Source organism: Cellulomonas oligotrophica, from assembly GCF_013409875.1.
In the GTDB taxonomy this organism is placed as follows: domain Bacteria; phylum Actinomycetota; class Actinomycetes; order Actinomycetales; family Cellulomonadaceae; genus Cellulomonas; species Cellulomonas oligotrophica.
Map to the genome: position 1 here is coordinate 1883617 of NZ_JACCBK010000001.1, position 12845 is coordinate 1896461.

Annotated in this window: 11 protein-coding genes; 5 read left to right on the top strand and 6 right to left on the bottom strand. The window is 75.7% G+C overall.

Annotation, left to right across the window (positions count from 1 at the left end; all coding sequences use genetic code 11):
- Position 1 precedes the first annotated feature (1 nt).
- From BKA21_RS08335 to BKA21_RS08350, 4 genes are all read right to left on the bottom strand, one after another.
- Positions 2 to 1105 carry a DsbA family protein gene (locus BKA21_RS08335; RefSeq protein WP_140457789.1) on the bottom strand — a complete coding sequence of 368 codons (1104 nt, stop codon included), beginning with the start codon at positions 1103 to 1105 and terminating at the stop codon, positions 2 to 4.
- 176 nt (positions 1106 to 1281) lie between these two features.
- Positions 1282 to 4065 (bottom strand): FtsX-like permease family protein, encoded by a 2784-nt coding sequence (locus BKA21_RS08340; RefSeq protein ID WP_140457790.1) that lies wholly within the window; start codon positions 4063 to 4065, stop codon positions 1282 to 1284.
- Positions 4062 to 4796 (bottom strand): ABC transporter ATP-binding protein, encoded by a 735-nt coding sequence (locus BKA21_RS08345; protein ID WP_140457791.1) that lies wholly within the window; start codon positions 4794 to 4796, stop codon positions 4062 to 4064. The genes BKA21_RS08340 and BKA21_RS08345 overlap by 4 nt, the downstream gene beginning before the upstream one ends.
- A complete protein-coding gene (locus BKA21_RS08350) occupies positions 4793 to 5392 on the bottom strand; it encodes a PadR family transcriptional regulator (RefSeq protein ID WP_140457792.1) in 600 nt (199 codons plus the stop codon). The genes BKA21_RS08345 and BKA21_RS08350 overlap by 4 nt, the downstream gene beginning before the upstream one ends.
- A gap of 147 nt (positions 5393 to 5539) precedes the next feature.
- Between BKA21_RS08350 and BKA21_RS08355 the strand changes: the two genes are divergently transcribed.
- From BKA21_RS08355 to BKA21_RS08365, 3 genes are all read left to right on the top strand, one after another.
- Positions 5540 to 6049, top strand: a complete 510-nt coding sequence (locus BKA21_RS08355) for a mycothiol transferase (protein WP_140457793.1) — start codon at positions 5540 to 5542, stop codon at positions 6047 to 6049.
- 77 nt (positions 6050 to 6126) lie between these two features.
- Complete coding sequence (locus tag BKA21_RS08360) at positions 6127 to 6789, top strand: SRPBCC family protein (RefSeq protein ID WP_140457794.1); 663 nt, start codon at positions 6127 to 6129, stop codon at positions 6787 to 6789.
- Positions 6790 to 7038: 249 nt separating this feature from the next.
- Entirely contained in the window at positions 7039 to 7242 is a 204-nt protein-coding gene (locus BKA21_RS08365) for a cold-shock protein (protein ID WP_140457795.1), read from the top strand.
- Between the two features lie 322 nt (positions 7243 to 7564).
- Here the strand turns inward: BKA21_RS08365 and BKA21_RS08370 are convergent, their stop codons facing one another.
- Positions 7565 to 10156, bottom strand: coding sequence for a rhamnogalacturonan lyase (locus BKA21_RS08370; RefSeq protein ID WP_170208921.1), 2592 nt, complete (start codon positions 10154 to 10156; stop codon positions 7565 to 7567).
- Positions 10157 to 10422: 266 nt separating this feature from the next.
- Between BKA21_RS08370 and BKA21_RS08375 the strand changes: the two genes are divergently transcribed.
- Together BKA21_RS08375 and BKA21_RS08380 are read left to right on the top strand one after the other, a co-directional pair.
- A complete protein-coding gene (locus BKA21_RS08375) occupies positions 10423 to 10719 on the top strand; it encodes a type II toxin-antitoxin system VapB family antitoxin (protein ID WP_140457796.1) in 297 nt (98 codons plus the stop codon).
- A gap of 36 nt (positions 10720 to 10755) precedes the next feature.
- Positions 10756 to 11385 (top strand): LytR C-terminal domain-containing protein, encoded by a 630-nt coding sequence (locus BKA21_RS08380; RefSeq protein WP_140457797.1) that lies wholly within the window; start codon positions 10756 to 10758, stop codon positions 11383 to 11385.
- Positions 11386 to 11436: 51 nt separating this feature from the next.
- Here BKA21_RS08380 and BKA21_RS08385 read toward each other — a convergent pair whose 3' ends face one another.
- The gene (locus BKA21_RS08385) at positions 11437 to 12771 is read right to left on the bottom strand and encodes a uracil-xanthine permease family protein (RefSeq protein ID WP_140457798.1); all 1335 of its coding nucleotides are present in this window, start codon (positions 12769 to 12771) and stop codon (positions 11437 to 11439) included.
- Positions 12772 to 12845 lie beyond the last annotated feature (74 nt).

The following is a 12845-nucleotide window of genomic DNA, read 5'->3' on the forward strand; positions in this document are numbered from 1 at the left end:
CTCACGGCGTCGCCGTCGGCTCCGGGGTGGTGGCGTCGTCCGCCGTGCCGTCGTCCGTCGTACCCTCAGCCGTGCTGAGCGCCGCGGAGTACGCGTTCGACAGGAACGACACGAAGTCGTCCGCGTCACCGAGGTCGCCCGTGTACGGCTGGCCCGCGACCAGCACGACGGGCGACGTCGTGACCGCACCGACCTCCGCGTACGGCACCGCGTCGGCCGCGCGGGCCGTCGCCTCCTGAGCCCAGTCGACGAAGTCGCCGCCGCGCACGCACGCCTCCACCTCCTCGTCCGCGCCGATCGCGGTCGTGACCACCGCGACGAGCTCGTCGGTCGACAGCCCGTCGGCGTCCAGCCCGCCGACCTGCTCGAGCAGCGCCGCGTGCGCCATCAGCACGGCGTCGGGCTGGACGTCCGCGACGCACGCGAGCGCGCCCGCGGCACGCGCCGAGTAGTCCCCGCTCGTCGCGGTCGCGGTGGCCTGCGCGGACGGCACGTCCGTCGCCTGCGCGTCCGGCGTCGCGGCGGCCGTGGGGTCGGCGGTCGCCGTGGGCGCCGCCGTCGCCGTGCCGGAGGGGTCGGCCGCCGCCGTGCCGGTGGGGTCCGCGGTGGCGGTCGCCGCGGGCACCTCGGCGCCGTCCAGCACGGCGACCGGGTGGATCTCCACGGTCGTGTAGCCCATCGTCACCCAGCTCTCGACCTGCTCGCCGCTCGCCGCCCAGAACGCCGCGGCCTGCGGGTCGCGGTAGTCGACGTACAGCACGACGTCCGGCACCGCGGCGTCGACGACCGTCGCGGTGGGCTCCTCGCCGGGCGCCAGCGCGTGCGTGCGCACCGCGGTCGTGGTGGTGCCGTCCCCGGCCAGCAGGACGCCGTCGGCGGCCATGTTCGCCGGGCCCGTGCCGGCGGCCTGCGCCTGGGCGTGCAGCGCGACGGCGACCGCCACCACCACCGCCAGCGCGGCGACGGGCGCGCTCGTGCGACGCACCACGCGCCACCGGCGCGCCCGGCGGCGGCGCCGCTCCCGCTCGGCCCGGGCGAGCGCACGGTCGGCCGCGCGGCGCTCCTTGGCGGTGGCCTTGCGGCGCAGGTCCCGGGACCGGCTCATGCGTCGTGCTCCTCTGGCTGCGGGCTGCGGCGCGCCCGCCGCGGGCGTGCCGGGGCCCCGCCGGAAGGGGACGTGCCGGCGGGGCCCTCGACTGCACCGTGCCGCGGCCACCTGCACGCACCCCCAGCGGGCGCTGGGAGCACGCTGTGCGGGGGGCGGCGCAGGGGCGCGGACGGCTACAGGTCGACGCGACGCTCCACGGGCGCGGCCCGCGGGGCGAGGAGCCACGCCCCAGCCACCGCGAGGAGCGGCAGCCCGACGACGAGCAGCCCGACCGCGGACCAGGGCACGACCGTGACCCAGTCGAGGTCGCGGTAGTGCCGCGCCCGGATCATCAGGTGCCCGAGGAGCAGCCCCGCCCCTGCCCCGAGCGGCACCCCGACCGCGCAGAGCACGCCCGCCTGCGCGGCGCTGACCCGCCGCCGCAGCGCCGGTGCCGCACCCGCCGCGGCCAGCAGGACGAGGTCGGGCCGGGCGTCGCGCGCAGCGAGGGCCACCGTCATGGCGACGGCCCCGACGCCGAGCAGCAGAGCCACCAGCGCGACGGCCCAGAGCATGCCCGGGCCTGAGCCCTGCCACCCGCGCTCCACGTGGAGGCCCGCGGCCACGGCCTGACGGACCGCGTGCTCGGCGTCGGCCTCCTCCTGCACGGTCGGCATGCGGGTCGTCGTGACGAGATAGCCCGCCGGGGCCACACGTGCCCCGAGCTCCGCGACGCCCGCGGGGAGGACGACGCCGAGCTGGAGCTGGTGCCCGAGGTCGACCGCGGTGCCGGGCAGCACGACGGTCCGGAGCTGCTCGGCCGGGCCGCCGGCGTCCGGCCACGCCTCGACCGCGAGGTGCACGGTGCCGTCGGGCCACACGTCGTGCGGCGAGGCCACCACCACACGTCCCGCCGCGAGCGCCGCGGCTGCCTCGTCCGCTCCGGGCACCCCGAGACGCCCGACGGCGGTCCCGTCGTCGACGACCTCGCTGAACCCGGTTGCGTGCCTCCAGATCTCCCACCCGCCGGGGTCGAGCGTGCACCGCGTGTCACCGGGCTCGGCGTGCCGGGACGAGCCGTCGTCCCGGTACCAGGGGCAGAGCGCGTCGGGGTGCCGGACCACGGAGTACGCGACGAAGGCGTCGTCCACCTGCTCGGCAGGGGCGGCGGCGCTCACCGGGACGATCTCGCCGACAGGGAGCTGGTCGCGCAGCGTCTCTCGCAGGAGCACGTCGTCCTCCGGCGTCAACGGGCCGTCGTCTGCCCCGGCGCCCACGGCCACGACGCCCGGGGCCCCGATGCCGCGGTACATGGCCGCGTTGTAGGTCTCTGTCGACGCGACGACGACGAGCGCCGCGGTGGCCCCGGTCACGGCCGCGAGCACGGCGGCGACCGCCGGTGCGGTGCGCGACCGCTGCCGGACGGCGTCACGGACGGCGAACCGCCCCGCCGGGCCGAGCCGCGGGGCGAGCAGCCCGAGCACCTGCACCAGCCCGCCCGAGACGAGCACGACGCCGACCATCATCGCCAGGGCACCGGCGACCATGAGTGCTCCGCTCGCGCCGATCGAGCCGGAGCGGATGAACCCGAGCATCTCCAGGACGATCACCGCCGCACCTCCCGCGGCGAGCAGCAGCCCCACCACCACGACGCGGCGGCGGGGCGGAGCCTCCGCCCGACGTCCCGCGAGCGCGGCGACGACGTCGACGCATGCGGCACGGCGGGCAGGGAGCCACGCGGCCGCGGTGGCGACGGCCGTCCCGGTGAGCACCGCCGCGAGCACCTGCCACGCGCTGACCCGCAGGTCCGGGTACGTGAACCGGCCGGTCGCGAGGTCGACCCACCGGACGACGGCCGCGACGCCCAGGCCGGTCACGGCGCCGGCTGCGGACGCGGCCGCTCCGACGAGGAGCCCGCCGAGCACGACGACGCGTCGCACGGTGCGCCGGTCGGCGCCGACGGCGGCCAGCAGCGCGAGTCGACGCCGGCTGCTGCGCGCGCCGATCGCGAACGCGGGGCCGATGAGCAGCACCGCCTCGAGGAGCCCGAGGACGACGGCCCCGCCGAGCAGCACGGCCGTGCCGTCGTCGTCGCGCGCCGGGACGGCCGGCGGGTCGAGCACCACGGCCCGGCTGACCACCGCCGACCCGAGGCCGTTGACCGCCAGGACGTCGTCCCAGGTGACGGGCGAGGGTCCGAGCACGTACCAGGCGGGCGCGGACGGCAGCAGGGCACCGGCGTGCGTCGGCTCGGGGAGCACCGCGCCGGTCGTCGCGACCACGTCGGGCGACAACGGGGCGCGGGCGAGGACGCCGGAGACGACCAGGCTGACGGGACCGCCCTCGGCGGGAGTCACGGTGATCGTGTCGCCGACCCAGGCGTCCAGGGCGACAGCCCACGCGTGGGAGATCAGCACGCCGTCGGCGCGACGCGGCAGGGTCCCGCTGTGCAGGGGGGCGGTGACGACCTCGGGGAGGTCGTCGAGGCCGAGCTCGAGCACCAGCGCCTGCGCGCTGTCCCCCACGACAGCCGCGGGGTCGGCCGTGCGGGCGTCGGAGCCGAGGTCCGCCGGTCCGCGGACCGCTCGGACCAGCCGGGCGTCGGCGGGGAGGGCGGCGGCGAGGCGGCGCTCGTACGTCGCCACGTCGGCCCGTTCGCCGCGCGGCACGTACCCGTCCGGCTCCCAGGTCGACCCGTCGGGGTCCTGCGTCACGGCGGACCCGGCCTGCTCGCCGACCAGCGCCTGCGCGTGGTCGCCGAGCGTCGCCCCGACGAGCCGCGCGGGTGTGGGCGTCGCCGACAGCGACAACGTCGAGACGGCGACGGCCGCCGCGACCGGCAGCGCGACGAGGGCCGCGACGAGGGCGGTGCGGCCGCGCTCGTCGCGGGCGTCGCGCAGCGCGATCCGGGCGGCGACCCGCCACGACGCCACCAGACGCGCGGGCAGTGCAGGACGCGCGGGGGCGGTGACGCTCATCGACGCACCGCCCCGAGGAGCTGCTCGGGGCCCGCGGCGGTGCCGGTGCCGTCGACGAGGACGCCGTCGCGCAGGAACACCGTGCGGTCGGCCCACGCGGCGAACCGGGGCTCGTGCGTGACGAGCAGCCCCGCGGAGCCGGCGTCGATGCGGCGGCGCAGCACGCGCATGACCTCTTCGCCCGTCGCGGAGTCGAGCGCCCCGGTCGGCTCGTCGGCGAGCACGACCCGCCGGGGTCCGATGAGGGCGCGGGCGATCGCGACGCGCTGACGCTGCCCGCCGGACAGGTCGTCGGGGTAGCGGTCCGCGAGCGCGGCGGTGCCGACCTCGTCGAGCGCGGCGAGCGCCTCGGCACGGGCCGGGCGGGGTGCGACGCCGTCGAGCTCGCGCGGCAGGGCGACGTTCTCGGCGACGGTCAGGGCGGGCACGAGGTTGAGGTCCTGGAAGACGAACCCGACGGCGCGCCGGCGCAGGGCGGCACGGCGCCGCTCGTCGAACGCGGTGACGTCCTCCCCGTCGATGACGACACGGCCCGACGTGGGGCTGTCGAGGGCGCCCGCGAGGTTGAGCAGGGTCGACTTGCCGGAGCCGGAGGGTCCCATGACGGCGACGAGCTCGCCGGCGTGGACCTTGAGGTCGACGCCGCGCAGGGCGCGCACGGCCGCCGGGCCGGTGCCGTGGACGCGGCCGACGCCGCGCAGGGCGACGAGGACGGGGCGGGTGGGGCTCATCGGGTGCCGCCGGTGCGGGTCCGGCGGGCGGCGGTCAGCGGGTGGGCGGCCGCGTCCGACGTCCCGGGCGCGCGTCCCTCCGACGCGGCCCGGGACGCCCGTGACTCGACGTGGTCGAGCCAGCGCACCTCCGCCTCGGCGGCGAAGACGAGGTGGTCGAGCACGAGGGACCAGGCGAGGTCGTCCGCGCCGTCGGTGCTCTTGAGGCGGGTGTACTCGTGCAGCACGCGCATGGACTCGCGGCGCTGGTTCTGGATGACGTCCTGCACGTCGACGCCGGGGGCGGTGACGGCGAGCGCGACCTTGATGACGAGCTCGTCGCGGGCCGGGGCGCCGCGGTCGACGGGTCGGGACCACCAGGCGCTGGCCTCGGCACGCCCGTCGGCCGTGAGGCGGAAGTGCTCGACGTCGGGCTGCTCGTCGTCGGGCAGCGGCTCGACGAGGCCGTCGCGGACGAGGCGGTGCACGGTGGTCCAGACCTGGCCGATGTTGAGCGGCCAGGTGCCGCCGGTGCGGTGCTCGAACTGCTGCTTGAGCTGGTACGCGTGCATCGGCTGCTCGGCGAGCAGAGCGAGGACGCCGTTCCTGACGGTCATCGAACCCCCTGGTTACTCGGTAACTAGTGCGGAGGTTACCGGGTAACCATGACGGGTCGTCAACCCTCGACGCGCGCGGACGTCGCGACGTGCCTAGCGTCGGACGCGACGGGGCCGCACCGGCGCCCGACCAGGAGGGACCACGCCATGCAGGCCAGGCACGTGCTCGCGGACGGCTTCGGACGCATCGAGGAGCTCGTCGCGGAGGCGCTCGACGGCGCCGACGACGCGCTCCTCGTGCGCCGCCCCGACCCGGAGGCCAACACCCTCGCGTGGCTCGCCTGGCACACCGCCCGCGTGCAGGACGCCCAGGTCGCGCCCCTCGCCGGTGTCGAGCAGGTCTGGACCGCGCAGGGCTGGGCGCGCCGCTTCGACCTGCCGTTCGACGACGACGCCCACGGCTACGGGCACACCCCCGACGACGTCGCCCGCGTCGTCGCGCCCGCACCGCTCCTGCTCGACTACCTGCGGGCCGCGACCGCCCAGACCCTGGCCTACCTGGAGCGGCTGACGGACGACGACCTCGACGCGGTCGTCGACCCCGGCTGGGACCCGCCCGTCACGCTCGGCGTCCGCCTGGTCAGCGTCCTCGCGGACGACCTCGAGCACGCCGGCCAGGCCGCCTACCTCCGCGACCTCCTCGACCGCACCCCCTGACGAGGCGGCCGCGCCGCTGAGCACGAGGGGACGTAGGACTCTGCACGGCGCGGGGCCGGGTGTGGTGGGGTGGGCGCGTGACCCGACGCCGCGTGACGATCCCCCTGCCGACCGCCGGGGAGGCCGCGCTGGGCCTGCTCCTCGCCGGGCTCGCCGGGCTGCCCGTGCTGCGGACCTGGGCGTTGCACCTGGGCGCCACCGAGGCCGAGCTCGACGCCGTGCTGCCCGGTGACGACCGCACCCCGTCGGCCGACCTCGTCGCGACCCGGGCGATCACGGTGCGGGCCCCCGCGGACGTCGTGTGGCCGTGGGTCGCGCAGATCGGCGCCGACCGCGGCGGCTTCTACTCCTACGACGCGCTCGAGAACCTCGTCGGCTGCGGCGTGCGGTCCGCGGACCGTGTCGAGCCCGCGTGGCAGACCGTCCGGGTCGGCGACGCGGTGGCGCTGCACCCGGACCTCGTCCTGCGGGTCGCCGTCGTCGAGCCCGGCCGCGCCCTGGTGCTGGAGGGCAACGCGGCCCCGGGCGAGCAGCAGCCGCCGTACGGCTTCACGTGGGCGTTCGTGCTGCGGGCCGCACCGGGGGGCGGCACGCGGCTCGTCGTGCGCGAGCGGTACGTGCGTGCCGGAACGGCCGCGAAGGTCGTGACGGAGCTCGCGAGCGCGGCCAGCACGGTGATGTCCGAGAAGATGCTGCGGGGCATCCGCGACCGCGCGGAGCGCAGCGGGGCGGGCCGCTGACCAGGACACCGACCCCCCTCCCCCGACGGCGACCACCTCTCGGCGAGTCGTGACCTCACCGTGACCTTCCCGGCACTTCTGACGCGCGCCGAAATGCCGCTAGGGTGGGGCACGTAGTCGCAGTGCATCGCTTGTCGGTCCGACCGCCCTCGTGGCGGACGGGCATACGTTCTCCGGAGCGGACGACGACCACCGTGATTCACCGGTCCCGGTCGTCGGGTCCGCAGTACACCGCATGAGGAGAATGACATGCCCAACGGCATCGTGAAGTGGTTCAACGCTGAGAAGGGCTTCGGCTTCATCGCCCCCGAGGACGGCGGCCCGGACGTCTTCGTCCACTACTCGGCCATCCAGTCGAGCGGCTACCGCTCGCTCGAGGAGGACCAGCGTGTGTCCTTCGACGTCCAGCAGGGCCCCAAGGGCCCGCAGGCGTCGAACGTCGCGCCTGCCTGAGCGACACCCAGCGCCACGAAGGGCGCCGCGACCTCCGGGTCGCGGCGCCCTTCGCCTTTTCCGGGACCCCGATCCGCCCGTCCCCCAGCACCCCGCCCCTCCGCAGGCCAGCCGACCCCGCCACCGGTGGCGCCCAGCACCCCCGAGACGCCACAGACGACGGACTCGCCGGCCGGGGCCGGGCCCCGAGCGGCCGACCCCGCCATCCGTGACGGCCTGCACCGGCGGTGCGTCACAGATGACGGGGTCGGCGGGAGGGGTGGGGTGAGTCGGCGCGGTGGGGGCCCGGCCGCTGGGGACGGGCCCCCACCGGTCGGGACGATCAGGACAGGGGGGTCGTGATCCGGGTGATCGCCGTGGTCAGGGTCGTGCGGGCCTGGGGTGTGGCCTTCGAGACGCGGGAGTCGCGCATCGTCGAGACGCGGTCGGCGAACCGGTCCAGCGTGCGCACCAGCGCCCGATCGTCACCCCGGTCGGCGGCCTTCTGCGCCGCCGCCAGCGCGACCTTCCCCTCGACGACGACGAGGCCCTCGAGGTCCTTCGACCGCACGAGGCCGTCGAACGTGCTGCGCAGCGCGTCGACCGAGCCGGGCAGCCACGCCTGCGCCACCGGGACCGTGGTCATGTCGGTGTCCGACGCGAGGTAGAAGCCCGGGTACGAGGGCTGGTTGTAGGTCGTCTGCTGGCGGGCGACCTCGGCGCGGTACTGCGGGTCGTGCATGAGGGTCGCGAGCCCGCGGTCGGTGACCTCGGTGGAGAGGTAGACCCGGATCGCCGAGGAGTCGGCCGTGCGGACGAAGAGCTCCTCGCGCCAGTCGCCGAGGACGTCCGCGACGAGGGACGGGTTGCCCTTCGTGCCGTTGTTCGTGAGCGTGCCCGTCGCGGTGAGCAGGGTGCCGCGGGTGGCGTCGTCGATCGTGGGTGTCGCGGTGCCGGAGCCGTTGACGATCTGCGTCGTGCCGTCGGCGGCCCAGCGGATGCTCATGTTGGTGCCGGGGATGGTCGGCTGCAGGACGCGCCCGTCGGCCGAGTACAGCCCGGACGCGTCGGACCCGCCGGGCAGCGACGCCCAGGCCTCGATGCCCGGCACGTCGGGACGGACGTCTCCGACCATGCCGCGCCCGGTGTCGCGGCCGGAGTAGACGCCGAACAGGGTCTCGCCGGTGGCGGCGTCGCGCATCGCCATGCCGTAGGGGGCGTAGGTGCCGCCCTCGTGCACGGTGAAGACCTCCAGGCCCGGACGGGCGGGGTCGATGTCGGTGACGTGCATGGCGTCGCCGTGGCCGAGCCGCGCCTGCACGCCCGGGGTCGCGCTGCCCGCGGGCATCGTCGCGAACGACGAGTAGAGCAGCGAGCCGTCGTCGTCGATGGTCGCCGAGCCGTACACGACCTCCTGGCGGCCGTCGGCGTCGACGTCGGCGACGGAGAACGAGTGGAAGCCCTGCGTGGTGAGGGTGCCGAACTCGGGGTCGGTGCCGTCACGCCCGTGCGGGCCGTCGTTGAACGGGTTGGTCAGGGGCGTCCAGCCGGAGTCGACCGTCCAGCGCTCGTGCAGGCGCTTGCCGTCCCAGTCGTACGCGACCAGGGTCGTGCGCGTGTAGTAGCCGCGGGCGAAGACCGCCGAGGGGCGCTCGCCGTCGAGGTACGCGGTGCCGGCGAGGAACCGGTCGACGCGGTTGCCGGGCTCGATGCGCGCCATGGCGTAGTCGCCCCACAGCAGGCCGTCGTCGGTGCGGCCGGGCGTGTAGTCGACGGTCTGCAGCTCGCGGCCGTCGCCGCCCACCACGGTCAGGTACTCGGGGCCGTCGACGATGAAGCCCTCGAAGCTCCTCAGCACGTTGCGCGCGCTGCGGGACGGGGCGTAGACGTCCATGAAGTAGTCCGCGACGGCGCGGGCGTCCGCGTCCGAGAGCGGGTAGTCGTACCGGGGCTCGATGCCGAAGGCCTCCTCGAGCGTCGCGGGCCACTGCCCGGAGACGACCTCGTCGCGGTCCGCCCAGCCGCGGAACATCTCCACGACGTGCTCGTAGTAGCCCTCCCGGCTCAGCCGGTAGTCGTCGGCGTGCGTGACACCGGCGCGGACGTCGTCCCGCGGCAGGGTGACGGGCCGTGTGCTGCGGACCGAGCCGTCCGCCCGGTACCGGGTGATCGTGGTGCCGGGCGCGGTCTTCACCATGAGCTCGGCGGTGCCGTCACCGTCGTAGTCGGCCACCGGGAACTGCGTGTAGTGCGCGCCGGCGCGGATGTTCACGCCCAGGTCCATGCGCCACAGCTGCGTGCCGTCGAGCTCGTACGCGTCGAGGTAGACGTTGCCGGTGTAGCCGATCTGGGAGACGTCCTTGGAGTTGGACGGGTCCCACTTGACGACGTACTCGTACTGACCGTCGCCGTCGAGGTCGCCGACGCTCATGTCGTTGGCGGCGTAGGTGTACGCCTCGCCGGCGGGCGTGACGCCGTCGGCGGGCTTGTTCAGCGGCAGGTCGAGGTGCCCGTCGGCCCACGGCGTCGCGGGGTCGCTGACGTCGACCTCGACGCCGTCGACGACCGCGGCCACGGTGTACGTGGCGTCGGCGGCGCCCTCGGCGTCGAGCAGGTTGGTCGCGCCCTCCACGGTGCCGATCGGCTCGCCGTCGCGACGGACGACGAACTGCGGGCCCGTCTGCGTGGTGGCCGTGGCGCCGGTGACCTCGGGCGCGAGCAGGCGCCAGGACAGGAAGACCCCGTCGGACGTCGCGACGGCGACAAGGCCGCGGTCGAGACGTTCGAGCTGGACGGCCCCCAGGCCGGCACCCCGGCCGGAGCCGTGGGCGCCGCCGCCCGCCGAGGCCGGGGCCGCGAGGCCCGTGAGTGCGAGCGCCGTGGTGCAGAGCACCGCGGGGAGGACGAGCGGGCGTGCCGGACTGCGCAGACTCATCGTCGAATCCCTCTCCGTCGGCCGGTCGGGGCGTGCGGGGCGTCGTCGGTGACGCGGCACGGGACGCAACCGTCGTTGGAATGCGCTCTCCCGTCCGGTTTGATCGATTCAAGCCCGCGGTCACGACCCACGTCAACCGTCTGGACGACGACGATGACGTCGCTGCAGGTCATCGCCGAGGATCCGGTGCCGCGACGACCGCGCGGGCGACCCCCGAGCGCCGGACGTCCGGCCCCGCGCACCGCGCGACCCCCTAGACTCGCCCCGTGATCTTCAAGGCGGTGGGCGACGGGCGCCCGTACCCGGACCACGGGCTCGTGACGCCCGCCCAGTGGGCCACCGTCCCTCCGCGGCAGGTCCGGCTGGACGAGCTCGTCACCACCAAGGTGACGCTGCACCTGGACGCCCTGCTCGCCGAGGACTCGACCTTCTACGGCGACCTGTTCGCCCACGTCGTGGAGCACAAGGGCGTGCTCTACCTCGAGGACGGGCTGCACCGCGCGGTGCGCGCGGCGCTGCACCAGCGCGCGCTGCTGCACGCACGCGTCCTGGTGGTGCCGTGAGGACCTGCAGGACCAGCGCGTGATCGGGGGAGACGCATGAGCGACCAGGACCGGGCCCGTCAGCTGAGACGACGGCACATGCACGAGAGGCAGGCCGTCATCTTCGGCGTCCTGCTGGCTGTGCTCGCCGTCGCCGGGCTCGGCGCCGCGGCCGTGTACACCGACAACCTGGCGCTGCCGCTCCTGGACCGTGGCTTCTCGACGAACCCGACCGAGAGCGCCGCCCCGGTCAACGCGTACTGCCCGCCCGAGGGCGCGCTGCCGGTGCCGAACGACCAGATCACGGTCAACGTGCTCAACGGCTCGGGCCAGAACGGGCTCGCCGCGGCCACCGCCGCGAGCCTCACCGAGCGCAGCTTCACGGTCGGGGCGACCGACAACGGGGCACCGACCGCCGGCGTCGCCCGCATCGCGCACGGCATCGAGGGCACCGCGCAGGCGTACACCCTGCTGGCCTACGTGCCGGGTGCCGTGCTGTTCCCCGACGCCCGGACCGATGCGACCGTCGACCTCGTGCTCGGCGACGAGTACGAGCGCCTGGCCGCGCCCGAGGAGGTCGCGCTCGAGGCGAGCACCCCGCTCGAGGGCGTCACCGGCTGCCGCCCGTTCGCGGAGATCACCGCCACCCCGACCGCCGAGCCCACCGAGGAGCCCGCCGAGGGCTGACCGGCCCGGACCCGTGGCGCAGGGCGGTCCCCCGCGCCACGGGCGGCCCGCTCAGTGCCGCAGCTCGTCGCCGCCGGGCACCGACGCGGGCGTCGCCGGCTCCTCGGTGGTGCCACGCCAGCGGCCCAGCACCCGCATCAGGTGGTACAGGCCGATCGCCGCCGCGGTGCCCAGCGCGATCCCCCGGAACTCCAGGGCGCCGGCCGTGAACGCGTAGTCCGCGATGCCGACGATCAGCGCCACCGCGGCCGGCACCAGGTTGGTCGGCGAGGAGAAGTCGACCTTGCTCTGCACCCAGATCCGCGCGCCGAGCAGGCCGATCATCCCGTAGAGCACCGTCGCCGCACCGCCGAGGACGCCGTCGGGCACGGTCGCGACGACCGCCCCGAAGCGCGGCGACATCGACAGCAGCAGCGCCGTGGCGGCGGCGACCCAGTACGCGGCCGTGGAGTACACGCGCGACGCGGCCATGACGCCGATGTTCTCCGCGTACGTCGTCGTGCCCGACCCGCCGCCGACGCCGGCGAGCGTGGTCGCCAGCCCGTCGGCCATCAGCGCGCGGCCCACGAGCGGGTCGAGGTCCTGGCCCGTCATGGCCGCCACCGACTTCACGTGGCCCACGTTCTCCGCGACGAGCACGAGGACGACCGGCAGGAACAGGCCCAGCACCGCGAGGTCCACGGTCGGGGCCACGAACGTGGGCAGGCCCACCAGCGGTGCGTCCGCCACGACGGACAGGTCGACCTCGCCGCGCACCAGCGCGACCGCGTACCCGACGAGCACGCCCACGAGGATCGACAGGCGCCCGAGGATGCCGCGGAACAGGACCGTGACCAGGACGATCGTCAGCACGGTGACGAGGCCGGTCACCGGGGCCGCGCGGAAGCCGGTGCAGCCGTCGTCCGTGCACGACCCCCACGCCGCGGGCGCGAGGTTGAAGCCGATGAGCGCCACGATCGTGCCCGTGACCACCGGCGGCATCAGCGCGTCGATCCACCGGGTGCCCGCGACGTGCGCGACCACGCCGACGGCCACCAGCGCCAGGCCGGTGACGAGGATCCCGCCGACGGCGGCGGACTGCCCGCCGCTGGCCGTCGCGGCACCGATCGGTGCGATGAACGCGAAGCTCGACCCCAGGTAGCTGGGCAGCCGGTTGCGCGTCAGCAGCAGGAACAGCGCCGTGCCGACCGCGCTGAAGAACAGCGTGGTCTGCGGGGAGAACCCCGTGATGAGCGGTACGAGGAACGTCGCGCCGAACATCGCGACGACGTGCTGCATCCCGATCCCGACGGTGCGCCCCCACGCCAGCCGCTCCCCCGGGGCGACGACCGCCCCCGGTGCGACGGTGCGCCCGTCGCCGTGCACGTCCCAGCCCCAGCGGCCCACGTCCGGCTCCTCTCGTCCGCCACCGGTGCGGCACCGGCGCGCGTGGGGAGGCTAGCGCGCGCGGGACCGCGGCG

What these genes read in the sequence shown, in the direction of transcription:
- BKA21_RS08345 (WP_140457791.1), bottom strand. Translation starts at nt 4,796, where the DNA reads ATGAGCCCCACCCGCCCCGTCCTCGTCGCCCTGCGCGGCGTCGGCCGC.
- BKA21_RS08350 (WP_140457792.1), bottom strand. Translation starts at nt 5,392, where the DNA reads ATGACCGTCAGGAACGGCGTCCTCGCTCTGCTCGCCGAGCAGCCGATG.
- BKA21_RS08365 (WP_140457795.1), top strand. Translation starts at nt 7,039, where the DNA reads ATGCCCAACGGCATCGTGAAGTGGTTCAACGCTGAGAAGGGCTTCGGC.
- BKA21_RS08380 (WP_140457797.1), top strand. Translation starts at nt 10,756, where the DNA reads ATGAGCGACCAGGACCGGGCCCGTCAGCTGAGACGACGGCACATGCAC.
- BKA21_RS08335 (WP_140457789.1), bottom strand. Translation starts at nt 1,105, where the DNA reads ATGAGCCGGTCCCGGGACCTGCGCCGCAAGGCCACCGCCAAGGAGCGC.
- BKA21_RS08370 (WP_170208921.1), bottom strand. Translation starts at nt 10,156, where the DNA reads ATGAGTCTGCGCAGTCCGGCACGCCCGCTCGTCCTCCCCGCGGTGCTC.
- BKA21_RS08355 (WP_140457793.1), top strand. Translation starts at nt 5,540, where the DNA reads ATGCAGGCCAGGCACGTGCTCGCGGACGGCTTCGGACGCATCGAGGAG.
- BKA21_RS08340 (WP_140457790.1), bottom strand. Translation starts at nt 4,065, where the DNA reads ATGAGCGTCACCGCCCCCGCGCGTCCTGCACTGCCCGCGCGTCTGGTG.